We start from the raw sequence: 24,817 nt of genomic DNA, 5'->3' as shown, positions 1-24,817 counted from the left end.
CCGTCAGCCTCCAATCTTATACCCTACGCCCCGCACTGTCTGGATCGCCTCCCCGCTGGTGCCAAGCTTCTGGCGCAGCGACTTGATATGCATATCCACCGTACGGCTCTCGCCCTCATAATCGAATCCCCATACACGTTCCATGATTTTTTCACGGGTCAGTACGATGCCAAGGTTTTTGAGGAGAAAAGCCAGCAGCTCAAATTCCTTGAATGTCAGCACGACAGGCGTTCCATCCACCGTTACCGTGCGCCGGTCATTATCCAGAATAATGCCCCCATAGGAAAGCGGGGCCGTTTCATCGTCCGGTTTTACACGTCTGAGCACCGCCCGGACACGGGAGATCAATTCCAAGACACCGAACGGCTTGGTAATGTAATCATCCGCGCCCAGGTCAAGTCCCTTCACCTTGTCATATTCGGTTGCTTTGGCCGTAAGCATGATGACGGGAATCCCCTCTGTCGCGGTATTCCCCTTCAGCCGGCGCAGAATCTGCAGGCCGTCGTCTCCCGGCAGCATGATGTCAAGAATACACAGAGAAGGGGTTGCGCTGCCGACAGCCGCCCAGAACTGTTCGCCGCGTTCAAAGCCCTTTGCCTCAAAGCCGCTGCTCTCCAATGCATAGAGGATCAACTCCCGGATACTTTCATCGTCCTCCACCAGATAGATTTTAGCCATGCCAAAACTCCTTTACCCTTTGTTGCCTCTGCGTCTTTCAGAATACTTTGTAATTCTCATGTTCCCCGGTGATCGAAAAAACCACCCATTCGGCAATATTGGTAGCGTGGTCACCAATGCGTTCAAAATATTTGGCCACCATCAACAGATCAATAGCCTGCTCCCCGTTTTTCGGATCCTCACGGATCAGCGCAATCAAATCGTCCTTCACTTTTATAAACAGGTTATCCACCACGTCGTCGTAAGCAATGACCGCGTGCGCCATCTCAAGGTCCTTGGCGACAAATGCATCCACTGCGCGCGTAACCATCTTAATGGTGGCCTCCGCCATCGGAGGGATATGTTCCATTGACCCCACATAGGTCTCCTGGCAGAGGCGGATGGTGATTTCGGAAATATCCTGTGCCTGGTCGCCGATACGCTCCATATCGGTAATCATTTTCAGGGCGGTGGAGATTGCGCGCAGATCGGCGGCAACCGGCTGCTGCTGGAGCAAAAGCCGGAAGCAGCGGCGCTCAATGTCTTTTTCTTTCTCATTGACCTCGCTGTCGGAGTTGACCGCTTTTTCAGCAAGCGCCCTGTCCTGCTCAAGCAGCGCCTTGGCAGCTTCGCTGATTGCAGTCTCTACCAGGGCACCCATTTCAATCAGCTCGTTGTTGAGCAGCTGTAATTCCTTATCAAATTTGTTTCTCATCCGAACACTCCTCTCATCCGAACCTGCCGGTAATATAGTCTTCCGTACGCTTCTCCTTTGGCATTGAGAACAATTCTTCCGTTTTCCCGAATTCGACTATTTCGCCGAGCAGAAAAAATGCTGTATCGTCGGAAATACGCGTGGCCTGCTGCATATTGTGGGTAACAATAATGATCGTATAATTCTGTTTTAATTCTAGCACAAGATCCTCTATTTTAGAAGTGGAGATCGGGTCAAGCGCAGAGGTCGGTTCATCCATCAAAAGGACTTCCGGTTCCACCGCAAGCGCACGTGCAATGCACAAGCGCTGCTGCTGGCCACCGGAAAGGCCCAGCGCGCTCTTTTTCAGGCGGTCTTTCATCTCGTCCCAGATAGCCGCGCTGCGCAGTGAATTTTCCACCATCTCATCCAGCTTCGCTTTACTGCGGATTCCATGCGTCCGGGGCCCGTAGGCGATATTATCGTAAACGCTCATAGGGAACGGGTTTGGTTTCTGGAACACCATCCCCACCCTGCGGCGCAGCAGGTTCACATCCATTCCGCTATAAATATCCTCGCCGTCGAGTGAAATTTGTCCGGTAATTTTGCAGCCCTCGATCAGATCGTTCATCCGGTTCAGCGATTTAAGCAGTGTGGATTTTCCGCAGCCGGAAGGCCCGATAAAGGCGGTGATGGTTTTCTCCTTCAAGTTCAGATTAACATCCTTGAGCGCCTGGAAGTCCCCATAAAACAGGTCGACGTTCTGTATCGATAGTTTTGTATTCATATCAGGTTTGTCCTTTCGTGAGTCGTTTGGCGATGACAGCCGAAAGCATGTTGATCAGCAGCACCGTCACCAGCAGGACTACCGCTGTTGCGTACGCCTGGTCGGTGTGAAGTCCTTCACTGGAAAGGGCATACATATGGATGGCCAGTGTCCGGCCGGATTCCATAGGCGTTCCGGGAATTTTCGCCACGGTTCCCGCTGTATAAATCAGCGCAGCCGTTTCCCCAACAATACGTCCGATTGCAAGAATGATACCCGCCAATATTCCCGGCACGGCAGAGGGCAGCACAACCCGGAACACTGTGCGCAGTTTCCCCGCGCCAAGCCCGAAGCTGGCTTCACGATACGCATCCGGAACGGCCTTGAGCGCTTCTTCCGTCGTGCGCATAATCAGCGGCAGAATCATAATTGCCAATGTAAACATACCGGCAAGCATCGAGAACCCCCAATGCAGGGCTGTGACAAAGAGCAGCAGGCCGAAAAGGCCGTATACAATGGATGGAATCCCCGAAAGCGTTTCAGAGGTCAGCCGGATCAGCGCTACCGCGCGGTTGCCGCGCTTTGCGTATTCCACCAGATAGACTGCGGTAAAAATACCGAGCGGAGCGGCAATCAGCAGGGAACCCAATGTCATGTATACTGTATTGATAATCGCAGGAAACAGCGATACATTTTCAGTCGTATATGCCAATTCAAACAGCGATGGGGTCAGATAGGGTACGCCCTTTATCAGAATATATACAATGATGAAAAACAGGACGGCAACAGTCAGAAGCGCCGCCAGTGACACCAGCAGGAACAGCGAAAGCGAAAGCGGCTGGCGCAGATAGTTTTTGGCCTTTTGCAGTGTGGAGGTTTTGTTAATCGCCCGAATCTTTTCCGGCATTTAGTGCATCCTCCTTTTCAGCGCCGAGAATGCGGCATTGATGAGCAGTATAAATGCAAACAGCACAACCCCGGTCGCAATCAGCGCTTCCCTGTGCAGATCCGCCGCATAGCCCATTTCAATCACAATATTTGCCGTCAGCGTGCGAATTCCTTTCAGAATACCGGCAGGCATGCGCGCCTGATTGCCCGCTACCATGACGACCGCCATTGTTTCGCCGATCGCGCGTCCGATGCCGAGCACCACTCCGGCGAGGATTCCCGATTTCGCGGCGGGCAGCACCGCGAAAAACACCGCCCGTTCGTGTGTGGCACCCAGCGCGAGCGCCCCCTCATAATAGCTGTCCGGTACTGCCCGGAGCGCCGATTCGGAAACACCGATCACAGTAGGCAGAATCATCACGCCCAGCAGGATGGACGCGGTCAGGATGCTGCTGCCGGTGCCCCCCAGCAATTTACGTACCAGCGGTACAATCACCACCAATCCAAAGAAGCCGTATACCACGGACGGAATCCCGGCCAGCAGTTCCACCGCCGGCTTCAGCACTTGGTATGGGGCTTTCGGGCAGAATCTTGCAAGAAAAATCGCCGTGAGAATTCCGACCGGCACACCAACCAGCACCGCACCGCCTGTCACATAGATGCTTCCCAGGATCATTGGGAAAATGCCAAAAGAGGGCGGAACATTGGAGGGCGACCAGTCTCTGCCCAGCAGGAACGAACCCAGACCAATTTCCTTCATGGCCGGTATTCCATTCGCAAACAAAAACAGGCAGATCAGCACAACGGCTAAGATTGAAGCCATCGCGCAGAGCAGGAAAAGAAGCTCCATCCCCTTTTTCAAAAGCCGCCGGGGTTTCGGGTTTACGACAAGACGCATCCAGACACCTCATTCACAGTTTTCATCGGCAAAGCAGGCCGATCCCCCACAGCGGGAGCTACCGGCCTGCTTTTGTTCAAATCTCTTTTTTCGTTTATTTCCGTTTACTGAACGTCAGCCCAAGCCGTGATTGCACCGGTGAAGATGTCTTTCACATTTTCGATGGTCAAAGCGGTTGCCGGATTGTTGACAGAAGTGATTACGGCGATTCCGTCGTTGGCGATCGCGGTCGCTGTCAGCTCGGCGGTTTCGGAGTCTTTCAGTTCACGGGACGCCATACCGATATCGCAGGTGCCGTCTATCGCGGCGGTCATACCGGCGGTGGAATCCGACTGCTGTACCTCAATCGTGGCGGCGGCGTTCAGTGCCTTATAGGCTTCCACCAGTTTTTCCATAACCGGCGTCACAGAGGAGGAACCGGCGATTACGATTTTGCCTTCCGGTTTCGAACCCGCATAGGGAGCGGCAGCATCATCCACTTTGATGTAACCGTTTTTCTCAATGACATCCTGTCCCTCAGCGCTCATAATATAGGCGATAAAGTCCGCAGCCAGTCCGGTGGGGTCGCCCTTTGTGGCAATATTGAAGGGGCGGGCAATTTTATAGCTGCCGTCCTTGACATTTTCCGCGGTTGCCGGTACCCCGTCAATGTCGAGCGCTTTCACTGTCTCGTTGAGCGAGCCCAGAGAGATGTATCCGATTGCATAGTCGTCTCCAGCCACGTTTGTGAGCACCACATCGGTCTTGTTCGCAATAATCGCTTCCTTGGTGGTATTGTCCACTTTGGTGCCGTCGGCTGCTTTCTCTTCGATCCCTGTCAGCTCAATGAATGCGCCGCGGGTACCGGAGCCTTCTTCGCGGGAAACCACGTTGATCGGGCTGCTGCTGTCAAAATCAGAGGATTTGTCCTCAGGTTCAGCGGATTCCGCCGAGGAGGAAACTACGGCGGATTCCGCTGGCTGAGACACTTCGGAATTACCGGAGGTTGTTCCGCATCCGGCAAACAGGCTTGCTGTCATCATAACCGCAAACGCGGCAGCTAATACTCTTTTCATTTAATTTCACCTTTCTCCATATACAAATCTTACTCTTTGGTATGCTTCGAATTATAAAATGTCTTTGTAAAACCGACAGCGGCTATATGTAAAGACTGTGTAAAATCTTCTGTTTTATGAATAGTTTCACTTTTTTTATGATCTAAATCCCGCGATTACATTTTGGAAACAATTTCGTTAGAAATTCACCGATTAATCGTTATAATTTTTTCAAATGCATGTCATATTCATCCGTTATACTAAGCTCGTACTTAAAAGACAGGGATAAAACAAATCAAAAGTCTACTCTCCTCCTCTTCATACTCTTCATCATACTGTCAGCCCGCGGATGGTCGGAATACCGGTTCGAGGGCATGACAGACCAAGAAAACGATTCTGTTTTTCAGAATCTTTTATATAAAAAGCGGCGCATCCTCACGGATGCGCCGCTTAAAATTTTACACAATTTCAGCCTGTGTTAGGTTCTGTCAATTTGCCGCAAATTCCTTGCCAAACTTTTTGCAGGATACAATCCCGTCATCGTCCGGGGCTTCATTGATGATCAGCCCCTCCCCCGAAAAAAGCTGGGCCCCCGCATCCGTCACACGGGTCTGCCAGTCCCGCATCCATTCGCCGTCCCCCCATCCGTACGAACCGAACAGGGCCACTTTTTTGCCGTTCAGCCTGCCTGACAGCTCTGTAAAAAACGGTTCAAATTCGCCTTCCTCCAGGACCTCTGCCCCCATGGCCGGGCAGCCAAGCACGAGCTTCGGGTACTGTGCGGCTTCTTCCGCCGTAATTTCAGAGACAGTGAACAGCGTCGCGTCCGCGCCCGCTTCTTTAGCTCCTTCCAAAATTGCGTTGGCCATACTCTCCGTGTTACCTGTCTGGCTCCAATAAATTACCGCCAGTTTATCCATCCTAAAGACCTCCTGATATAAATTGATTATGCGGCCTGAAACAGCTGCACAATGGATACCCCATTTGACACCAGCAGGTACAGCGTCTTCCTGCACAGTGTAAATTTTTTAAATAAATCCCTCGTCTGATCTTCGTTCACATAAACTTTCCAGTAGCCGCTGAGTCTGCAGTGTTTTCCGCCGTCCCTGAGGAAGCCTTCCACATCCTCAACCGGATAGCCGAGGAATACACCCGTTTCGTGGGGGAATTCACGAGAAGCGGAAAGCCGCTTTTGCAATTGCAGGATCATCGCCTCCATATCGCCGCCCGCATAGCCTGCTTTTTTCAGGAAAGCGAGTACCTGCGCGTCTTCCAGGTGCTTCCTGAGCACCTGGACCCGGTAAACCAGCATCAGTACGCGGCCTCCCATCCGGCAGACAATTCTGAAATACAGGCCCCTGACGTTTAAAGAACGGTTCAGTGCACAAACCTCCTCTTCCAGCTTTGGATGCTGTTTCAGGTCGCAGGAGATGAGGTTTGCCGGCTTAATCCCCACAAGCGCGGGGGCGCAATGGAACGCGATCGTTTTTTCTAAAGAGCAGTTCATCCGTTTCCCCCTTCCCCAGTATATAGTTATCCTATGCTAACCATGTGCGAAAAGAAAAACTCCGACCACAGCGGAGCTTTCGCAAGTTAGCATTCGCTTACCGATTTTATATTAGCATACGCTAACTAAATTGTCAATAACAGGAACAGCCGCTTCACGAGTTTTCCTCCTTATCTTCTGGCAAAAATCCGATTCCGATATCATTTCCCAGAATTCCCGCCGCCCCGATTGCCTCTTTGCCGTATTTCCCGCGGATGGAATCCAAAGCAGCCTCGAGCTTCTCCTGTTTTTCTTTTTTGCGCAGTCTGCTTTCCCCGTTAAACAGCGTCATCTGTTCTCCGGTTTCCTCTGCGGTTACCAGATTATTCGCCGTAATGGTAAGCATCCGGATAGGCTTGCGCAGATCCCACTCATGCTGAATAATATCGAGTGAGATTTCCGCGAGTTCTTTCGCAAGGCTGGTAGGCGATTCGAGCGTACGCTGGCGGGAAATAGTTTTAAAATTGGGATCGCGGATGGTAACCTGCACCGTCAGGCACTGCACCCCGCGCCTGCGCAGCCGTGCGCCGACCTGGTCTGTCAGAGAAAGAACTCCCAGCCGGATGTCCTCCAACCCCACAAGATTCCGCTTAAAGGTCATTCCGTTGCCCACCGATTTGACTTCCCGTTCCTCATAAATGGAACGCACAGGGCTGTTGTCCAGCCCGTTTGCATAGTCGTGGAGGGTTTCGCCGATTTTGCCCAGCCGCCGGACAAGCCAGTCCCGGTCGGCGGCTGCAAGTTCGCCAATTGTGGTAATGGCCATCTTCTGCAGCTCAGTGCCAACCGATTTTCCGACAAACAGCAGGTCGGAAACCGGCAGCTTCCAGACAAGCCCGCGGAAATGCTCCCGGTCAATGACTGTTGTGGCGTCGGGTTTTTTATAATCGCTGCCCAGCTTCGCAAATACCTTATTAAAGCTGACTCCTACCGAAATGGTCAGCCCTACTTCCTCGCGGATACGCCTGCGCAGCGTATCCGCGATTGTTCTGCCGTCCCCAAACAGCTTTTCGCTCCCGGTAATATCCAGCCACGATTCATCGATGCCGAACGGCTCTACTAAATCAGTATATTGCTGGTAGATCAGGTTGACGATCCGGGAATATTTTTGATACTGTTCATGATGAGGCGGTACCAGCGTAAGTTCAGGGCATTTGCGTTTGGCCTGCCAGATCGTTTCGGCCGTCTGCACATGACAGCGCTTTGCCAGTTCATTTTTGGCCAGAATAATGCCATGACGGCTGTCCGGGTCTCCGCAAACCGCCATCGGTACGTTCTTCAGCTCGGGCCGCAGGATGCATTCCACGGAAGCGTAAAACCCGTTGCAGTCACAGTGCAGGATTGTTCGGTCGCCCATCAGCCACTCCCCTTTCAGCCGGGCAGATCATCAGATCAATTCCGAAATGACGGCGTTGGAAAGCAGAAAACCGTCCACCGTCAGCCGCAAACCGGTATCATCCAGTTTTAGCAGGCCTGCCCCGCGCATCGGCTCTGCTTTTTCGTACAGTCCGTTTATCTCAAAATCCGGATATCGGGAGGTAAAATCCGTCCAGCGAATTCCTTCATTCAAGCGAAGGCGAAGCATCAGATATTCTTCGGGGCTTCCGCCCGCGCCGTCATCGCAAAGCAGCGTCCACGGATTCTCCGCCGATAAAAATCCCGCCAGGTCACGCGGGAAAAAACGCCGGCGTCCCGTGATGAAGGAATGCGCGGAAGGGCCTATGCCAAGATATTCCGCACAGTTCCAATATTTCAGGTTGTGCCGCGCGACACGCCCGCCGCGCGCAAAATTACTGATTTCATACTGGCGGTAATTGGCCTGTTCCAACGCGCATACCGCATGCCGGTACAAAAGTACCTGCCCGTCTTCATCCGGACAGCTTTCCGCAATATTCTGCCTTGCAAACGGCGTACCTTCCTCGATTTTGAGCAGATAGGCCGAAACGTGTTCCACGCCCAGTCGGTCAAACAGCCGTACTGCTTCATCAATGTCTGCCGGAATCTGGCCCGGGGTTGCCAGCATCAAGTCCAGCGAAAGATGTTTAAAGCCGCAGTCCTGTGCCGAATGAACGGCCGATGCAACATCGCTGACGGTGTGGAGGCGTCCAAGAGAATGCAGTTGTGCGTCAACCGCACTCTGCATTCCCAGAGAAATCCGGTTGAAACCGGCGGATCGCATCTGCGTCAGAGTGTCTTTCAGCGTGGAGTGCGGATTACATTCAGCAGTAATCTCCGCATTTGGCGCTATGCCGAATTGCTTCTCCGCCGCCTCCAGAAGCGCCGCCAACCTCCTGCCGCCGAGGATTGACGGCGTGCCGCCGCCGAAATAAACCGTATCCAGCCGCACTATTGCAAAAGGAATGCTGTTCAGTGCGCGAATCACTGCGCCGGTGTACGCATCCATCGCCGCATCCTCAGCAGCGACCGAATAAAAATCACAATACGGGCATTTTCGCTCGCAGAATGGGACATGAATATAAAGTGCATCACAAGGCATGCGCTCTCTCCTTTTGGGGGCGGGACAGCCGTTTCTTTTCCCCCTTAGATTATAGCACATTCATTTGACAAAAACATCGTCAGGCAATATACTGTAACCTATATAAACCTATCTTTTCAAAGGAGATGCTGCCCCAATGAGCGAATGTACGCACAATTGTGAATCCTGCGGGGAATCCTGTTCCGAACGGAAGACGAACCCAGAGGATTTTTTAGAAAAACCGCATGAACTGAGCTGTGTCCGAAAGGTAATCGGAGTCGTCAGCGGAAAGGGCGGCGTCGGCAAATCATTAGTCACCTCCATGCTCGCTGTCCTGCTCAACCGCCGCGGATTTAAAACCGCCATTATGGACGCCGACATTACCGGCCCATCCATTCCGAAGGCCTTTGGCATCCATTCCAAGGCGACCGGCGATGAAACCAGCATCATTCCGGTCAGAAGCAAAACCGGAATTGACATTATTTCGATCAATCTGCTTTTGCAGGACGAGACTGATCCTGTCGTTTGGCGCGGGCCTGTGATTGCCGGTGTTGTCAAGCAGTTCTGGACTGATGTCGTCTGGAACGACGTGGACTTCCTGTTCGTCGATATGCCTCCCGGGACAGGCGATGTGCCTCTGACTGTGTTCCAGTCCGTCCCGCTCGACGGAATAATCGTGGTGGCATCGCCGCAGGAACTGGTCGAACTGATCGTTGAAAAAGCGGTAAAAATGGCAAATATGATGAACATTCCCATCATCGGGCTGGTTGAAAACATGAGCTACGTGCAGTGTCCCGACTGCGGCAGGAAGATTCAGGTCTTTGGAGAAAGCCATATCGACGCAATCGGCGAAAAATATGAAATTCCCGTTCTGGCCAAGCTGCCGATTGATCCCGCGCTGGCAAAGGTTGTGGACAAAGGCGTTGTGGAATTATTTGAAGGCGATTGGATGGACACGGCCGCAGATGCTGTGGAAAAAATCTAAGATTGCAAGAAAAGCGGATGCAGAAGCATCCGCTTTTTTCGTGTCTTATTCAGTAGTTTTCCACTTTCAGCTGGAACCATGCCTGCGGCTTTTCACACACCGGACAAACTTTCGGAGGTTCAGCGCCCTGATAGATATGTCCACAGTTGAGACAAATCCATATCGCTGTCGGTTCCCTTCGGAAGACCTTTTGCTCCGCAACGTTCTGCGACAGCTTTTCGTACCGCTGCATGTGCTCCTTTTCAATATTGCCTATGAGCGTAAACAGTGCCGCAATTTTCTCGAAACCTTCTTCCCTTGCCTCTTTCGCGAAATTCGCGTACATAGTTTCCCATTCATAGCGTTCCCCGTCCGCGGCATCCTTCAGATTTGCCTGGGTTTCAGGCATCCCCTCATGCAGAAGCTTAAACCAGATTTCCGCATGTTCCTTCTCGTTGTTCGCCGTCTCTGTGAAGATGTTCCCAATCTGCTCATAGCCGTCCTGCTTTGCTTTGGCAGCATAATAGGTATATTTGTTGCGCGCCTGCGATTCTCCCGCAAACGCAGCCATTAGATTTGCTTCTGTTTTGGAGCCTTTGAGTATTTTCATGGTTTGTCCCCTTTCCAATCGTTATTGATAGTATTTCCCTGTTCTGGAAACCTATGCAAAGAACAGCTGTAGGCAAAGCAAAAAGCCCCCGTCTTTCGACGAGAGCCTTTTGCCGTGTTGTGTTTATCAAGAATGAGGAGTCAAGCGAATTAATATAAGGGGTGCTGCTATTCAACATCCTGCAAGGCATCATAGCCTTCTTCGCCGGTACGAACCTTGATGACATTTTCAATGTTGTAGACAAAGATCTTGCCGTCGCCAATATGACCGGTATAGAGAACCCGTTTCGCGGTTTCGATGACCGTACGGGCAGGGACTTTGCAGACGACAATCTCCACTTTAATCTTAGGCAGCAGATTCATTTCCAGCGGAACGCCGCGGTAATATTCTGTTGAGCCTTTCTGCATGCCGCATCCGAGCACATTGGTTACCGTCATACCGGTAACGCCGATCTCGTTCATGGCGGCTTTCAGGGCCTCGAAACGGCTCTGTTTTGCAAGAATCACAATTTTGGTAATCTTGACATCGGAAGCAGGGGTCGCGGCCTTGTCTTCCACAAGCTGAACCGGAACTGCGGCAGCCATCGGTGCTTTGCCGCTCACTTCTTCCGTGTCGTCCTCCGCGATTGCTTCAACATTGGGCATAAAGTCTGCATAGCTGCTGACCAGTCCATGTTCTTCGATGTCAAGGCCGACGATTTCTTCATGTTTTGAAACGCGCAGGCCAACCGTATGTTTCAGAAGCTGGAATACAATCGTCATGGTCACGGCAACCCAGATTATTACGGCGATAACACCAAGAATTTGGATGCCGACAAGCTTAAAGCCACCGCCATAGAAAAGTCCAAGCGGATTACCGGCGTCGTCTGTCAGATGGTAGGCAAAAAGTCCGGTAAGAATTGTGCCGCCTGCGCCGCACAGACCATGTACACCGATTGCGCCGACAGGGTCGTCAATCTTGAGCTTTTTGTCAATAAATTCAATACCGAATACTACAATAAATCCAGCGATCAGGCCAATCCAGAACGCGCCGACAGGAGTTACCGCATCGCAGCCCGCTGTGATGGCAACCAGTCCGGCCAGAGAGCCGTTCAGGGTCATGGATACATCCGGCTTTTTATAGCGGACCCAGGTGATAATCATAACCGTGCAGGTAGCGACAGCCGCCGCAAGGTTGGTTGTAACGAAGATATTGGAAGCAGAAAGCAACGTATCGTCTCCGGTCATCGAAACGGTAGAACCGCCGTTAAATCCAAACCAGCAGAACCAGAGGATGAAGACGCCGAGCGCGCCGAGCGTCAGGCTGTGGCCGGGGATCGCCTTCGGATTGCCGTTTTTGTCATACTTGCCGATACGGGGCCCAAGGATCGTGGCGCCGACAAGCGCGGCCACGCCGCCAACCATATGCACTGCCGTGGATCCCGCAAAGTCATGGAATCCCATTTGTGCGAGCCAGCCGCCGCCCCAGATCCAATGTCCGGAAACCGGATAAATCACCGCGCTGATGATAGCGGAATAGATACAGTAGGAGATAAATTTTGTTCTTTCAGCCATGGCGCCGGAAACAATCGTTGCGGCCGTCGCGCAGAATACCGTCTGGAAAATGACAAACGCTGCGGTCGGGAAAGTGCCGTCGTAATTTCCGCGGATCAGGAAATCAAAGCCGCCAAAAAACAGGCCGTCGCCGGCAAACATGATGCCGAAGCCCAAAATCCAGTAGACCGGGGTTCCGATGCTGAAATCCATAAGGTTTTTCATGATGATATTGCCGGCGTTTTTTGCCCTTGTAAAACCGGTCTCTACCATTGCGAAACCTGCCTGCATGAAGAAGACCAGCAAAGCGCCCAACAATACCCAAATCGTATCAACAGATGAATACATAAAAAGACCCTCCTCAAAAATTTTAAAAAAATATAGCGTACGTCTCCGGCTGCCGCAAAACCGGAAACGCACGCCATTGTGCGGGCGGGCCGCTGCTTGACACAGCTGGCCCAATTTTCAATTGTATCTGTGATTGTATCAGAGACTTACCGCACGCTGAACAGCATTGCGCCGTAGGTCGGATAAGGCCAATATTTTTCGCCGACAAGCCCTTCGATTTCATCGGCTACCGCGCGCAGCTCCTGCATAGCGCCAAAGACATAATCGCGGTAAAAAGTTGCGGATTCCGCCGCTTCGGTGTGCATTTTCGCATCGAGAACCGCTTTATCCAGGTTATCCGCTTTATTGGACAGGCTGTTGCAAAGCGAAGAAAGGCGGGATACCAGTTTGATTTCGCTTTCGCAGGTGATGTCCGGGCAGAGCTGGCGGGTGGCAAGCGCGGTTTCACTCAGGCGTTTAATATAAGTATAAACAGCCGGGAGAATGTCCTTGTGCACCATTTCCAGCATGGTGAGCGCCTCGATGGAAATCACCTTGCAGTAGTTTTCAAGCATGATGTCACAGCGGGAACGAACCTCCGCCTCACTGAAAATGTGATGCTTGGTGAACAGCTTGATGTTTTTCTCCGCGCAGAAATAGGGCAGTGCTTCCGCGGAAGAATGCAGATTCAAAAGGCCGCGCTTCTCCGCTTCCTGGATCCACGCATCGTCGTAACCGTTTCCGTTAAAGATGATGCGCTTATGGTCTTTAATGGTATCCTTAATCAGCTTATTCAAAGCAGTGGTAAAATCATCGGCTTTTTCCAGAATGTCCGCAAACTGGTCGAGTTCTTCCGCCACAATCGTGTTCAGCACAATGTTGGGGCCCGAAATGGAAAGAGAAGAACCCAGCATACGGAATTCGAATTTATTTCCGGTAAACGCAAACGGCGAAGTCCTGTTACGGTCGGTCGTGTCTTTCGGGAAATGCGGAAGAACGTCAACGCCGATTTCCATTTCCGTCTTGCCCTGACCGTTATAGGCGCTGTCCGTATCGATCGCTTGCAGAACTTCCGTCAGTTCTGTGCCGAGGAACATGGAAACAACTGCGGGAGGCGCCTCGTTTGCACCGAGACGGTGATCGTTGCCGGCGGTGGCAACCGATACGCGCAGCAGATCCTGATACTCGTCGACAGCCTTGATCACTGCGGTCAAGAACAGCAGGAACTGTGCATTCTCATACGGTGTTTTGCCGGGGTCGAGAAGGTTTACACCGTTGGTGGTGGAAATTGACCAGTTGTTGTGTTTGCCGGAGCCGTTTACGCCAGCAAAGGGTTTTTCATGCAGCAGACAGACCAAATCATGTCTGGAAGCTACCTTTTTCATCAGTTCCATTGTAAGCTGGTTGTGGTCGGTGGCAACGTTGGTATTGGTAAAGATGGGTGCCAGCTCGTGCTGAGCGGGGGCCACCTCGTTATGTTCTGTTTTCGCCAGAATGCCCAGCTTCCACAGTTCTTTGTCCAAATCCTCCATAAACGCTTTGACGCGGGGCTTGATCGCGCCGAAATAATGGTCTTCCAGCTCCTGCCCTTTGGGAGGCTTCGCGCCGAACAGTGTTCTGCCGGTATAAATCAGGTCCTTGCGCTTATCGTAAACCTCTTTGTCTATCAGAAAATATTCCTGCTCCGGGCCGACAGTAGTCACCACGCGGGTAGCTTCCGTGTTGCCGAACAGACGAAGAATTCTGAGTGCCTGTGTATTGATCGCTTCCATGGAACGCAGCAAGGGGGTTTTCTTATCCAGCACTTCTCCGCTGTAGGAACAGAACGCTGTCGGAATGCACAGTACATCTTCCTTGATAAACGCGTAAGATGTAGGGTCCCATGCGGTATAGCCGCGCGCTTCAAAAGTGGCGCGCAGTCCGCCGGACGGGAAAGAAGAGGCATCAGGCTCACCTTGAATCAGCTCTTTGCCGGAAAATTCCATGATGATGCTGCTGTCACCAACAGGCGAGATAAAGCTGTCGTGTTTTTCAGCAGTGATACCGGTCATCGGCTGGAACCAATGGGTAAAATGAGTTGCCCCTTTCTCGATCGCCCAGTCCTTCATGGCGTTTGCCACAATGTTGGCGACAGAAATGTCAAGCGCTTTGCCATCCTGAATTGTTTTCTTCAATTCCTTGTAGGTCTCTTTGGGAAGGCGTTCTTTCATAACAACATCGTTAAACACCATGCTGCCGAAAAGTTCCGGTATGCTGTTCATAAAAACACAACTCCTTTTTATGATTTTACAAAACAAAAAAGACACCCGCGAATCACAAGATTCGCAAGCGCCTTTGCTTTCGATAGTCCTAGTATATTCCCGGAAAATAAATTTGTCAATACATTTTGCAAGTTTTGTGAATATGTCCTGCATATTAAAGGGTAATTTTTTTTACTTGTGGTGGAATTCAACAAGAATGCAGCAGGATATGCATTTTGCCATGCATTTTCCTTGACAAAATACTCTCTTATTTAGTATGATGGACGTACTGAACAAAGGCGTTCATAAAAAGCATTTTGTTGTCACAACGAAATGCTTTTTATGAACGCCTCATTTTTTTGACCGTTTATCTTGAATGGGGGTTTCAACTATGTTACAGGAAGATTTCAACCCGCGACAGCGTGAGGGGAATATACGCATCCCCTCCGGCTGCGCAATCTCCGGAATTTTCAACCGGGATGGAAAACGCATTTCAGGGCGCGCTATCATTGATTCGATTGCAACCATGCACGACCGTTCCAACGGGCTTGGCGGCGGCTTTGCCGGCTACGGTATCTACCCGCAGTACAAAGACCTGTATGCGTTCCATGTATTCTATGACACACAGGCGGCAAAAAATGCCTGCGAAGTATTTCTCGACAAGCATTTTGACATTGTAAATCTGTCAAAAATTCCGGTCAAACGTATGCCGCAAATTACGAACGAGCCGCTGATCTGGCGATATTTTGTGAAGCCCCATCATACACGTTTAGAAGAGAGCCAGCTTGATGAGCGGGAATATACCGCGCGCTGCGTCGTTCGTATCAATACTACCATTAACGGAGCTTACGTCTTTTCCTCCGGGAAAAACATGGGCGTTTTCAAAGCGGTCGGGTTTCCCGAGGACGTCGGCGAATATTACCGCCTTGCTGATGAATATGAAGGATACTGCTGGACGGCGCACGGCCGTTATCCCACCAACACACCCGGCTGGTGGGGCGGCGCGCATCCTTTCGCGATGCTCGATTATTCTATCGTGCATAACGGCGAGATCTCTTCCTACGACGCAAACCGCCGTTACATGGAGATGTTCGGTTACCGCTGCACACTGCTCACCGACACGGAAGTCATTACCTATATGATCGATTATCTTGTGCGCCGCCAGGGCCTTTCCATGGAGGAAGCCGCCAGCGTAATCGCGGCGCCGTTCTGGAAAACCATCGAAAACTACCCGCCTGAAAAGCGCGAACGGTTCACCTATCTGCGCAACGCGTTCTCCAGCCTGCTGATCACCGGGCCGTTTTCCATTCTCCTTGGATTCAGCGGCGGCATGATGGCGCTGAACGACCGCCTGAAGCTGCGCTCCATGGTCATCGGGGAAAAAGACAAGACCGTTTATGTTGCCAGCGAGGAATGCGCCATCCGTGTGATCCAGCCCGACCTGGATAAACTGTGGGCCCCGCGCGGCGGCGAGCCTGTCATTGTGACACTGGACAAAGGAGGTGTTTGCTGATGTTCGCAAATGATTTCATCTACCCGGAATATGAACTGGTACGCAATAACGATACCTGTATCACCTGTCGTGTGTGTGAGCGTCAGTGCGCCAATGAGGTCACGCGCTATGACGAGGAGCGCAACCTCATGATCAGCGACAGCAGCAAATGTGTCAACTGCCACCGCTGTGTTTCCCTCTGCCCCACCCGCTCCATCAAAATCGTGAAGAGCGATGATACTTATAAATTAAACGGCAACTGGTCGTCCAACACGATTTCTTCGATCATCCGCCAGGCCGGGACAGGCGGCGTCCTGCTTTCCTCGATGGGCAACCCGGAGAACTTCCCGGTCTACTGGGACAAAATGCTGATCAACGCTTCCCAGGTCACGAACCCCTCCATCGACCCGCTGCGCGAGCCGATGGAAACCAAGACCTTCCTTGGTTCCAAGCCGACTAAAATTGAACGGGACGCCGACGGGAAGATCGTCAACAATCTGACCCCGCAGCTTGAGCTTTCCGTTCCCATCATGTTCTCCGCCATGTCCTACGGCTCCATTTCCTACAACGCGCACGAATCCCTCGCGCGTGCGGCCACCGAGCTGGGCATCTATTATAATACGGGCGAAGGCGGCCTGCATGAGGATTTCTACAAATACGGCCCTAACACCATCGTACAGGTCGCTTCCGGCCGGTTCGGAGTGCATAAGGACTATCTGGAGGCCGGCGCCGCAATCGAGATCAAAATGGGTCAGGGTGCGAAACCCGGCATCGGCGGCCATCTTCCGGGCGCCAAAATTGTCGGCGACGTTTCCCGCACCCGCATGATTCCGGAGGGAAGCGACGCCATCTCCCCCGCGCCTCATCACGATATTTATTCTATTGAAGACCTGCGCCAGCTGGTCTACTCGCTGAAAGAAGCCACCGCTTATAAAAAACCCGTGATCGTCAAGATCGCGGCAGTGCACAATGTCGCGGCCATCGCCAGCGGCATCGCCCGCTCCGGCGCGGACATCATCGCCATTGACGGATTCCGCGGCGGCACCGGCGCAGCGCCGACCCGTATCCGCGACAATGTGGGCATCCCGATTGAGCTTGCGCTTGCGGCTGTCGATTCCCGTCTGCGCGACGAGGGCATCCGCGGCAATGTTTCGATCGTCGTGGGCGGCTCCGTCCGTTCTTCTTCCGATATCATCAAGGCAATCGCGCTCGGCGCGGACGCCGTTTACATCGCTACCTCCGCTCTGATTGCGATTGGCTGCCATCTCTGCCGCAGCTGTCAGGCCGGCAAATGCAACTGGGGAATCGCGACCCAGCGTCCCGAGTTAGTCAAACGCCTGAATCCGGATATCGGTTCCCAGCGGCTGGTCAACCTTGTGACCGCTTGGGATCATGAGATCAAGGAAATGATGGGCGGCATGGGAATCAACTCGATTGAAGCACTGCGCGGCAACCGCCTGATGCTGCGCGGCATCGGGCTATCCGAAAAAGAGCTTGAAATCCTCGGCATCAAGCACGCCGGCGAATAAGGAGGGGCATCATTATGAAACGTGTCTATGTCAATGAAAAATGGTGCCTCGGGTGCCATCTGTGCGAATATAACTGCGCGTTTGCCAATTCCGGCTGCGATGACATGGTGAAGGCCTTGAAAAACATCACCATCAATCCCCGCATCCGCATCGAAGAAAAAGGGAATGTCAGCTTTGCCGTTTCCTGCCGCCACTGTGACGAACCACTCTGCGTCAAGGGCTGCATCACCGGTGCGCTCACCGTCGATCAAGACGGTGTCATCACGATCAACCAGGACAAATGTGTCGGCTGCTTCACCTGCATCCTTTCCTGCCCGTACGGTGCAATCATGCCGTCGAGCACGGGTCACGCCATTCAGAAATGTGAACTGTGTATCAACAATGCCGGCGGGGAACCTGCCTGTGTAAAAGGCTGCCCCAACCGCGCAATCGTATTTGAGGAAAGGAGTGAAGAGGCATGAAGTATGTCATCATCGGAAATTCCGCCGCCGCTGTGGGCGCTGTGGAAGCAATCCGCAAACTGGATACCGAGGGCTCCATCACGCTGATCTCCAGCGAGGCCTATCACACCTATTCGCGCCCGCTGATCTCCTATCTGCTGCAGGGCAGGACAGACGAGCAGCGTATGAAATATCGCGGCGACGATTTTTATGAAAAGAACGGCGTGGAAGCAATGCTGAATACGACCGTTTCGGCAATCGACCCCAGGAAAAAAGAAGTTTCTACTGCTGACGGAAAAACAATCCCGTATGACAAGCTGCTGGTCGCAACCGGAAGCAAGCCGTTTGTCCCGCCGATGAGCGGTCTGGAGGACGTCCCTAACCGCTTCACCTTTATGTCGCTCGACGATGCGCACGCGCTGGAACAGGCGCTCGGCCCGCAGGCGCGTGTATTAATTATCGGCGCGGGGCTGATCGGCTTAAAATGTGCGGAAGGGATTGCCGATAAGGTCGGTTCGATTACGGTCGTCGATCTGGCGGATCGCATTCTGCCCTCTATTCTTGACGAAGCCGGCTCCGCTATGATGCAGTCCCATATCGAGTCGCACGGGATTGCCTTCCGGCTCTCCGACAGCGTCAAGGCTTTCACACCGGATACCGCAACGCTGCAAAGCGGCGAGGTCATCGGTTTTGACATCCTTGTCATCGCGGTGGGCGTGCGTCCCAACACAGAGCTGGTCAAAGAAGCGGGCGGCGAAGTGCGGCGCGGGATCGTGACCGACCTGCACTGCGCGACCACCCTGCCTGACGTCTGGGCGGCGGGTGACTGTACCGAAAGCCTCGACATTACCACCGGCCAGGAACGCATTCTCGCGCTTCTGCCAAACGCTTATATGCAGGGGGAATGCGCCGGCATCAACATGGCGGGCGGTGAAAAGCTGTACGACCATGCCATCCCCATGAACGCGATCGGCTTCTTTGACCTGCACATCATAACCGCCGGCAGCTACATGGGCGTCAGCACCGTTACAGAGGGCGAGGCCACCTACAAACGCCTGGTCGTCGATGACAACCGGCTGGTCGGCTACATTCTGATCGGGGCGGTGGAGCGGGCGGGTATTTATACCTCCCTGATCCGCAACAAGACGCCGCTCGACACCATCGACTTTGAACTGATCAAGGAAAAGCCGCAGCTGATGGCCTTCTCCAAGGTGGAACGCCTGCGGCAGCTGGGAGGGATCAAACAATGAAACTGACGGTCGGAAACATGCACTTTCAAAAGCTGAACGACGAAATCCGCGCCTGCGCCGACAAGGAGATCCTGCTCGAAAACTGCATCGGGCAGCGCTATATCGGAAGCGGGCTGAGCAATAAGGATATCCGGATCAACGGGATCGCCGGCAATGCTCTGGGTGCCTATCTCGGGGGCGGCAGCATTGTCACCGAGGGCAACGCGCAGGACGCAACGGGCGACACCATGAATGACGGCACCATCATCGTGAACGGTTCCTGCGGCGACGGGGCGGGCTACGGCATGCGCGGCGGGAAAATGTTTATCCGCGGCAATATCGGCTACCGAGCGGGCATTCACATGAAAGCCTATCAGGAAAAACTTCCCGTCATGGTCATCGGCGGCTGCGCCGGCAGTTTTCTCGGCGAATACCAGGCCGGAGGCATCATCATTGTCCTTGGTCTTCACAAGCCGGAATCTGCCCCGGTCACAGGTTATTTCTGCGGCACAGGCATGCACGGCGGAAAGATCTTCCTCCGCAGTGAAACGGAACCCACCGGCCTGCCTAAACAGATTGTCGTCTCGGAGGCCACTGCTTCCGATCTTGCGGAGATAGACGGTTATCTCGATGAATTCTGTCAGCATTTTGGGGAAGATAAGACTGAAATTCTTTCCTCCAGGTTCTATATGCTGACCCCGAACAGCAAAAACCCATACAAACAGCTTTATACCATCTACTGATTATGATATCATATAGGCAATCCTATCGTTGCCCGCGATACTGCGGAAACGTGTTGTGAAAGAAGGTTCAGCCATGGATTATACGGTTAGCGAAGTCCTGCAATACGTTGCGGAAAATGACGTAAAGTTTATCCGTCTGGCGTTTTGTGACATCTTCGGTACGCCAAAAAACATCTCCATCCTTTCCAGCGAGCTCGCCAGGGCTTTCGCGCAGGGCATCTGCTTTGACGCTTCGGCTGTGGACGGCTTTATGAATGTGGAGGAATCCGACCTGCTGCTTTTCCCCGACCCCACGACGCTGGCAGTATTGCCCTGGCGGCCCGCGCAGGGACGGGTGGTGCGCCTGTATTGTGATATCCGGCACCCGGACGGACGCCCGTTTGAGGGCGACTGCCGTCATCTTCTCCGGCAGGCAGTGCAGCAGGTCTCAGCCACCGGATTTGAGTGCAAGTTCGGCGCGGAATGTGAATTTTATCTGTTTGAAATGGATGAAAAAGGCTGCCCGACCAATGTCCCGCACGACAGCGCGGGATACTGCGATATCGCGCCGCTCGACAAAGGAGAAAATGTGCGGCGGGAAATCTGCCTGACGCTTGAAGAAATGGGGATTTCTCCCGAGACCTCCCACCATGAGCAGGGACCGGGGCAGAACGAAATTGATTTTAAGTTTTCCGACCCGCTTACCTGCGCGGACAATCTGATCACCTTTAAATCGGTGGTCCGTACGATTGCGGCGCGTAACGGGCTGTTTGCCACCTTTATGCCCAAACCGATTGCCGATAAAAGCGGGAGCGGGCTGCATATCAACATGTCGCTTTATAAAGACGGCCGCAACCTGTTCGTTCGTGACAAAGAGCATCACAGCTCTGCTTTTCACAGCTTTATCGCAGGCATCCTGTCGCACATTTCCGAAATGACCCTTTTCTTAAATTCCACGACAAATTCCTACGCAAGATTTGGAAGCTACGAAGCGCCCAAATATATTACCTGGTCGCGTGAAAACCGCTCGCCCCTGATCCGTATTCCGGCTGCGAGCGGGGACTATTCCCGCATGGAGCTGCGTTCCCCCGACCCGTTGTGCAATCCTTATCTGGCCTTCACGCTGCTGCTCGGCGCAGGAATCGAGGGCATTCACAACAAGCTTGAACTTTGCCCGCCCGCAGATTTCAACCTGTTCACTGCCGATGCGGAAACGCTGTCCAAGTTTGACGTTCTGCCGAAAGATCTGGGAGAGGCGGTGGAAGCCGCCGCATCCAGCACTTTTGTGGCGCGGTATCTGCCTCAAAAGACAATTGAAAAGATGATTGCGTCCAAGCGCAGCGAATGGCTGAACTGTGAATATGTCGGAGACCGGGTTGAATATGAGCATGTCCGCTATTTTTCGCGTTTATAACAATGCGCTCCGGCTGATAGCCGCCATCTGCGTGGCATCAGAAAAATAATAAGGTTAACAGGGGGTGACGTTGTGGGCAGCAACCTTGTAGTATCCAGTTCCACGCAGGGGCAGAACCTGCTTGCCGATTTGCTGAAAGTTGCCGGAAACACCGCGCCTGTTTGTGCTTCATCCGGCAATGAGGCTCGGCGGATGCTTGTGGATCAGGAATTTGAACTCATCATCATCAATACGCCTTTGTCTGACGAATTTGGGCATGAGCTGGCCATTGCGGTCACCCATCGCAGCTCCGCCGGTATCATCTTACTGGTAAAGAGCGAACTGGCGGATGATGTTTCCGCCCGGGTGGAGGATTACGGGGTTCTTGTCGTCTCAAAGCCGATCGGACGGCCGCTCTTTTATCAGGCGCTTAAACTCGCGGAGGCTTCCCGCAAGCGTCTGATGGGATTGCAGTCGGAAAATACCCGGCTGCAGTCCAAAATTGAGGAAATCCGTCTGGTGGACCGGGCAAAATGCGCTTTGATTCAATACCTCGATATGACCGAGCAGCAGGCGCACCGCTATATTGAAAAGCAGGCGATGGATCTGCGCACTACCCGCAAAAATATCGCCCAGAATATTTTGCAGACCTATGAAACCTGAAAAGCGTCCCGCCAAGGCGGGACGCTTTTCAGGTTTCATATATTCTTTTTTTCCTGCTCATCCGAATTTCGACGCTGACTGCAGCTTTTGTTGCAGCCGTCACATCCCCGGTAGCCCCCACAGCTGCCCCTATGCCGAACTGCATGCCGTATCGCAAGAACCGCAAGTACCGCAAGAAAGCCTAAAATCAACCAGTCACCGATTCCCATATCAGCCGCCCCCTATCGAACCAAAAAGCCTGCCGCACGGTAAAACGCATACGCCGCCAGCCAGGCAATCGCGGACTGGCAGAATGCCACCTGCAATGCCGCCCATACGCCGCCCAGCTCGCGTTTCACAGCCGCAATCGCCGCCACGCAGGGTGTATAAAGCAGTGTAAAAACCAAAAAGGCCCCCGCCGCAAGCGGCGTAAACATTTGTGACAGCGCCGCAGGCAGTTCCGCGGTAGAACTGCCTGTCAGCACGGCGAGCGTGCTGACAACCGCTTCTTTCGCGGTAAAGCCGGTAATCAGCGCGGTAGACGCGCGCCAGTCCCCAAAACCGAGCGGAGCAAACAGCGGGGATATCCAGCGCCCGATGGATGCAAGCATGCTGTCGGCGCTGGAAGCCACAACATTAAACCGGCTGTCAAAGGTCTGTAAAAACCAGATCAGAATGGTCGCCATAAAGATAATCGTAAACGCGCGCGTCAAAAAGTCTTTGGCCTTGTCCCAAATCAGCAGACCAACGCTTTTTGAGCTTGGCATGCGGTAATTCGGAAGCTCCATCACAAACGGAACCGGTTTGCCGTGAAAAAGCGTGCTTTTCAGTAAAAGTCCGACCAGAATGCCGATCAGCATTCCCCCGGCGTAAAGCAAAATCATGACAAGCGCCCGATAGCGCGGGAAAAAGGCCATGGTAAACATCCCATAGATTGGAAGCTTGGCGCTGCATGACATAAACGGCGTAAGCAGTATCGTCATCTGGCGGTCCCGCTCCGAAGCAAGCGTACGGGTAGCCATAATTGCGGGAACCGAACAGCCGAATCCGATCAGCATCGGAACAAACGAGCGTCCCGAAAGACCGATTTTACGCAGCAGCTTATCCATTACAAAGGCCACGCGCGCCATATAGCCGCTGTCCTCAAGCATCGAGAGAAAAAAGAACAGTGTCACAATGGTGGGCAAAAAAGAAAGCACGCTGCCGACGCCTGCAAATATGCCGTCAATGACCAGGCTATGTACCACCGGATTAATGCCGTAAGCGATGAGAGCGCGGGAAACGGCATCCGTAATCAGATCAATATCATAAGAGAGCAGATCGCTTAAAAAGCTTCCGATCACGCCGAACGTGAGCCAGAATACCAGAAGCATTACCGCAAGGAATATGGGGATCGCCAGATATTTGTGGGTCAGCAGGCCGTCGATGCGGACGCTGCGCGCGTGTTCCTTGCTTTCGCCGCATTTCACCACGCATTCCTCGCAGAGCTGGCCGATAAACGTATACCGCATGTCCGCGAGAGCCGCCTCGCGGTCGGTCCCCAGTTCGAGTTCCATTTCCTTTACACTGTGCTCCACCATGTCCTTTTCATTTTCCGAAAGGTTCAGCTGCCGGAGCATGGGGCTGTCCCCCTCCACCAGTTTGGTGGCGGCAAACCGGGAAGGTACATGAATCCGGTCGGCATGGTCTTCCACAAGGTGCGCAATTGCGTGGATTGCGCGGTGCACAGCACCTGAACAGAAATCCATCCGCTTGGGCACCTGCCGTTCCCGGGCCACAGTGATGGCCGTATCGATGAGCTCGTCGATGCCCTCGTTTTTCGCCGCCGATATGGGGATTACGGGCACTCCAAGTTCCTGCTGCATCTTCCTGATTTTAATGGTCCCGCCGTTGCCCCGCACCTCATCCATCATATTCAGCGCAATGATCATCGGAATATTCAGTTCAATAATTTGCATGCTAAGATAGAGGTTGCGCTCAATATTCGTGGCATCCACAATATTGATCACTCCATCCGGATGATTATTGAGCAGAAAATCCCGCGTTACAATTTCCTCGTTTGTGTAAGGAGACAGCGAATATATCCCCGGCAGGTCCACGACGGTCACGTCTTTGTGTCCGCGGATCATGCCGTCTTTGCGCTCAACGGTTACCCCGGGGAAATTTCCCACATGCTGATTGGAACCGGTAAGCTGATTAAATAAGGTTGTTTTGCCGCAATTTTGGTTTCCGGCCAGTGCAAAAACCATCAAACAACCTCCTTCACTTCAATTTCACGGGCATCTTCCAGCCGAATCGTCAGTTCGTACCCGCGCAGATGCAGCTCAATGGGATCCCCCATCGGGGCCACTTTGCGCACCATCACCTTCGTCTTGGGGGTAAGCCCCATATCCAGCAGACGGCGACGCAGTGCGCCGCTGCCTCCCACTTCAACAATGACCGCCTCATGCCCGATTTTTAAAGTATCCAAAGTCATTCGAACTACGCCCCCAACATTTTTACGGAGGTTTTTCAAACATAAAATCTCCGTTAGCCGCGGCATACATATTACCTTTTTTCCTCTGCTTTGTCAAGCAAACAAAGCAAGGCCGGGAATCAACCCGCCGGTATGCGGCATAGGATTGGTTCACAGAAATTTTATCCCGTATTGATCGGTTTTCATTGACTTTATATGACAACTTGCGATACACTAGAAAAAGTATAGTCGGCAATTCCTTTTTGGAGATGCCGTAAGAAAG

Annotated in this window: 23 protein-coding genes; 8 read left to right on the top strand and 15 right to left on the bottom strand. The window is 52.8% G+C overall.

Going from position 1 to position 24,817, the window contains the following annotated elements; all coding sequences use genetic code 11:
• Positions 1-3: 3 nt before the first annotated feature.
• The 10 genes from C1A10_RS12340 to hemW form a co-directional block, all read right to left on the bottom strand.
• Positions 4-678, bottom strand: coding sequence for a response regulator transcription factor (locus C1A10_RS12340; protein ID WP_101910548.1), 675 nt, complete (start codon positions 676-678; stop codon positions 4-6).
• Between the two features lie 37 nt (positions 679-715).
• Positions 716-1,372 carry a phosphate signaling complex protein PhoU gene (phoU, locus tag C1A10_RS12335; RefSeq protein WP_101910547.1) on the bottom strand — a complete coding sequence of 219 codons (657 nt, stop codon included), beginning with the start codon at positions 1,370-1,372 and terminating at the stop codon, positions 716-718.
• A gap of 13 nt (positions 1,373-1,385) precedes the next feature.
• On the bottom strand, positions 1,386-2,138 hold the full coding sequence (gene pstB / locus C1A10_RS12330; protein WP_101910546.1) for a phosphate ABC transporter ATP-binding protein PstB: 753 nt from the start codon (positions 2,136-2,138) through the stop codon (positions 1,386-1,388).
• Between the two features lies 1 nt (position 2,139).
• Positions 2,140-3,024 carry a phosphate ABC transporter permease PstA gene (gene pstA, locus C1A10_RS12325; RefSeq protein ID WP_101910545.1) on the bottom strand — a complete coding sequence of 295 codons (885 nt, stop codon included), beginning with the start codon at positions 3,022-3,024 and terminating at the stop codon, positions 2,140-2,142.
• Positions 3,025-3,903 carry a phosphate ABC transporter permease subunit PstC gene (pstC, locus tag C1A10_RS12320; RefSeq protein WP_101910544.1) on the bottom strand — a complete coding sequence of 293 codons (879 nt, stop codon included), beginning with the start codon at positions 3,901-3,903 and terminating at the stop codon, positions 3,025-3,027.
• Positions 3,904-4,007: 104 nt separating this feature from the next.
• Positions 4,008-4,958, bottom strand: a complete 951-nt coding sequence (locus tag C1A10_RS12315; protein WP_101910543.1) for a substrate-binding domain-containing protein — start codon at positions 4,956-4,958, stop codon at positions 4,008-4,010.
• 467 nt (positions 4,959-5,425) lie between these two features.
• Positions 5,426-5,857, bottom strand: coding sequence for a flavodoxin (locus C1A10_RS12310; RefSeq protein ID WP_101910542.1), 432 nt, complete (start codon positions 5,855-5,857; stop codon positions 5,426-5,428).
• Between the two features lie 26 nt (positions 5,858-5,883).
• Positions 5,884-6,444, bottom strand: a complete 561-nt coding sequence (locus C1A10_RS12305) for a DUF3793 family protein (RefSeq protein WP_101910541.1) — start codon at positions 6,442-6,444, stop codon at positions 5,884-5,886.
• A gap of 154 nt (positions 6,445-6,598) precedes the next feature.
• Positions 6,599-7,840 (bottom strand): DNA polymerase IV, encoded by a 1,242-nt coding sequence (dinB, locus tag C1A10_RS12300; protein WP_101910540.1) that lies wholly within the window; start codon positions 7,838-7,840, stop codon positions 6,599-6,601.
• 30 nt (positions 7,841-7,870) lie between these two features.
• Positions 7,871-8,980: a radical SAM family heme chaperone HemW gene (gene hemW, locus C1A10_RS12295; protein ID WP_180951124.1), complete on the bottom strand. Its 1,110-nt coding sequence runs from the start codon at positions 8,978-8,980 to the stop codon at positions 7,871-7,873.
• A gap of 136 nt (positions 8,981-9,116) precedes the next feature.
• On the opposite strand from hemW, the gene C1A10_RS12290 reads away from it, so the two are divergent.
• Positions 9,117-9,944, top strand: a complete 828-nt coding sequence (locus tag C1A10_RS12290; protein ID WP_101910538.1) for an Mrp/NBP35 family ATP-binding protein — start codon at positions 9,117-9,119, stop codon at positions 9,942-9,944.
• Positions 9,945-9,993: 49 nt separating this feature from the next.
• On the opposite strand, the gene rbr is transcribed toward C1A10_RS12290, so the two are convergent.
• From rbr to C1A10_RS12275, 3 genes are all read right to left on the bottom strand, one after another.
• Positions 9,994-10,533 carry a rubrerythrin gene (gene rbr, locus C1A10_RS12285; protein WP_101910537.1) on the bottom strand — a complete coding sequence of 180 codons (540 nt, stop codon included), beginning with the start codon at positions 10,531-10,533 and terminating at the stop codon, positions 9,994-9,996.
• Between the two features lie 167 nt (positions 10,534-10,700).
• Positions 10,701-12,413, bottom strand: a complete 1,713-nt coding sequence (locus tag C1A10_RS12280; RefSeq protein WP_101910536.1) for an ammonium transporter — start codon at positions 12,411-12,413, stop codon at positions 10,701-10,703.
• 146 nt (positions 12,414-12,559) lie between these two features.
• The gene (locus tag C1A10_RS12275; protein WP_101910535.1) at positions 12,560-14,653 is read right to left on the bottom strand and encodes a glutamine synthetase III family protein; all 2,094 of its coding nucleotides are present in this window, start codon (positions 14,651-14,653) and stop codon (positions 12,560-12,562) included.
• Between the two features lie 370 nt (positions 14,654-15,023).
• On the opposite strand from C1A10_RS12275, the gene C1A10_RS12270 reads away from it, so the two are divergent.
• From C1A10_RS12270 to C1A10_RS12240, 7 genes are all read left to right on the top strand, one after another.
• Positions 15,024-16,145, top strand: coding sequence for a class II glutamine amidotransferase (locus C1A10_RS12270; RefSeq protein ID WP_101910534.1), 1,122 nt, complete (start codon positions 15,024-15,026; stop codon positions 16,143-16,145).
• Positions 16,145-17,653 carry a glutamate synthase-related protein gene (locus tag C1A10_RS12265; protein WP_101910533.1) on the top strand — a complete coding sequence of 503 codons (1,509 nt, stop codon included), beginning with the start codon at positions 16,145-16,147 and terminating at the stop codon, positions 17,651-17,653. The genes C1A10_RS12270 and C1A10_RS12265 overlap by 1 nt, the downstream gene beginning before the upstream one ends.
• A gap of 14 nt (positions 17,654-17,667) precedes the next feature.
• Complete coding sequence (locus tag C1A10_RS12260; protein ID WP_101910532.1) at positions 17,668-18,114, top strand: 4Fe-4S dicluster domain-containing protein; 447 nt, start codon at positions 17,668-17,670, stop codon at positions 18,112-18,114.
• Positions 18,111-19,343, top strand: coding sequence for an NAD(P)/FAD-dependent oxidoreductase (locus tag C1A10_RS12255; protein ID WP_101910531.1), 1,233 nt, complete (start codon positions 18,111-18,113; stop codon positions 19,341-19,343). Before C1A10_RS12260 ends, C1A10_RS12255 begins: the two co-directional genes overlap by 4 nt.
• On the top strand, positions 19,340-20,065 hold the full coding sequence (locus C1A10_RS12250; RefSeq protein WP_101910530.1) for a GltB/FmdC/FwdC-like GXGXG domain-containing protein: 726 nt from the start codon (positions 19,340-19,342) through the stop codon (positions 20,063-20,065). The genes C1A10_RS12255 and C1A10_RS12250 overlap by 4 nt, the downstream gene beginning before the upstream one ends.
• Positions 20,066-20,138: 73 nt before the next feature.
• The gene (locus C1A10_RS12245; RefSeq protein WP_101910529.1) at positions 20,139-21,458 is read left to right on the top strand and encodes a glutamine synthetase family protein; all 1,320 of its coding nucleotides are present in this window, start codon (positions 20,139-20,141) and stop codon (positions 21,456-21,458) included.
• A gap of 72 nt (positions 21,459-21,530) precedes the next feature.
• On the top strand, positions 21,531-22,100 hold the full coding sequence (locus C1A10_RS12240) for an ANTAR domain-containing response regulator (protein ID WP_101910528.1): 570 nt from the start codon (positions 21,531-21,533) through the stop codon (positions 22,098-22,100).
• A 221-nt stretch (positions 22,101-22,321) separates the two neighbouring features.
• Here the strand turns inward: C1A10_RS12240 and feoB are convergent, their stop codons facing one another.
• Both feoB and C1A10_RS12225 read right to left on the bottom strand, forming a co-directional pair.
• Positions 22,322-24,328 carry a ferrous iron transport protein B gene (gene feoB, locus C1A10_RS12230; protein ID WP_101910526.1) on the bottom strand — a complete coding sequence of 669 codons (2,007 nt, stop codon included), beginning with the start codon at positions 24,326-24,328 and terminating at the stop codon, positions 22,322-22,324.
• Complete coding sequence (locus C1A10_RS12225) at positions 24,328-24,555, bottom strand: FeoA family protein (protein ID WP_101910525.1); 228 nt, start codon at positions 24,553-24,555, stop codon at positions 24,328-24,330. Before C1A10_RS12225 ends, feoB begins: the two co-directional genes overlap by 1 nt.
• Positions 24,556-24,817 lie beyond the last annotated feature (262 nt).

The organism is Marasmitruncus massiliensis (genome assembly GCF_900186535.1).
GTDB classification, from domain to species: Bacteria; Bacillota; Clostridia; order Oscillospirales; family Ruminococcaceae; genus Anaerotruncus; species Anaerotruncus massiliensis_A.
The sequence above is the reverse complement of the archived record's forward strand: the minus strand, read 5'-3'. Positions and strand labels throughout refer to the sequence as shown.

Coding starts and splice junctions, on each gene's coding strand:
- C1A10_RS12340 (WP_101910548.1), bottom strand. CDS start 678: ATGGCTAAAATCTATCTGGTGGAGGACGATGAAAGTATCCGGGAGTTG.
- phoU (WP_101910547.1), bottom strand. CDS start 1,372: ATGAGAAACAAATTTGATAAGGAATTACAGCTGCTCAACAACGAGCTG.
- pstB (WP_101910546.1), bottom strand. CDS start 2,138: ATGAATACAAAACTATCGATACAGAACGTCGACCTGTTTTATGGGGAC.
- pstA (WP_101910545.1), bottom strand. CDS start 3,024: ATGCCGGAAAAGATTCGGGCGATTAACAAAACCTCCACACTGCAAAAG.
- pstC (WP_101910544.1), bottom strand. CDS start 3,903: ATGCGTCTTGTCGTAAACCCGAAACCCCGGCGGCTTTTGAAAAAGGGG.
- C1A10_RS12315 (WP_101910543.1), bottom strand. CDS start 4,958: ATGAAAAGAGTATTAGCTGCCGCGTTTGCGGTTATGATGACAGCAAGC.
- C1A10_RS12310 (WP_101910542.1), bottom strand. CDS start 5,857: ATGGATAAACTGGCGGTAATTTATTGGAGCCAGACAGGTAACACGGAG.
- C1A10_RS12305 (WP_101910541.1), bottom strand. CDS start 6,444: ATGAACTGCTCTTTAGAAAAAACGATCGCGTTCCATTGCGCCCCCGCG.
- dinB (WP_101910540.1), bottom strand. CDS start 7,840: ATGGGCGACCGAACAATCCTGCACTGTGACTGCAACGGGTTTTACGCT.
- hemW (WP_180951124.1), bottom strand. CDS start 8,980: ATGCCTTGTGATGCACTTTATATTCATGTCCCATTCTGCGAGCGAAAA.
- C1A10_RS12290 (WP_101910538.1), top strand. CDS start 9,117: ATGAGCGAATGTACGCACAATTGTGAATCCTGCGGGGAATCCTGTTCC.
- rbr (WP_101910537.1), bottom strand. CDS start 10,533: ATGAAAATACTCAAAGGCTCCAAAACAGAAGCAAATCTAATGGCTGCG.
- C1A10_RS12280 (WP_101910536.1), bottom strand. CDS start 12,413: ATGTATTCATCTGTTGATACGATTTGGGTATTGTTGGGCGCTTTGCTG.
- C1A10_RS12275 (WP_101910535.1), bottom strand. CDS start 14,653: ATGAACAGCATACCGGAACTTTTCGGCAGCATGGTGTTTAACGATGTT.
- C1A10_RS12270 (WP_101910534.1), top strand. CDS start 15,024: ATGTTACAGGAAGATTTCAACCCGCGACAGCGTGAGGGGAATATACGC.
- C1A10_RS12265 (WP_101910533.1), top strand. CDS start 16,145: ATGTTCGCAAATGATTTCATCTACCCGGAATATGAACTGGTACGCAAT.
- C1A10_RS12260 (WP_101910532.1), top strand. CDS start 17,668: ATGAAACGTGTCTATGTCAATGAAAAATGGTGCCTCGGGTGCCATCTG.
- C1A10_RS12255 (WP_101910531.1), top strand. CDS start 18,111: ATGAAGTATGTCATCATCGGAAATTCCGCCGCCGCTGTGGGCGCTGTG.
- C1A10_RS12250 (WP_101910530.1), top strand. CDS start 19,340: ATGAAACTGACGGTCGGAAACATGCACTTTCAAAAGCTGAACGACGAA.
- C1A10_RS12245 (WP_101910529.1), top strand. CDS start 20,139: ATGGATTATACGGTTAGCGAAGTCCTGCAATACGTTGCGGAAAATGAC.
- feoB (WP_101910526.1), bottom strand. CDS start 24,328: ATGGTTTTTGCACTGGCCGGAAACCAAAATTGCGGCAAAACAACCTTA.
- C1A10_RS12225 (WP_101910525.1), bottom strand. CDS start 24,555: ATGACTTTGGATACTTTAAAAATCGGGCATGAGGCGGTCATTGTTGAA.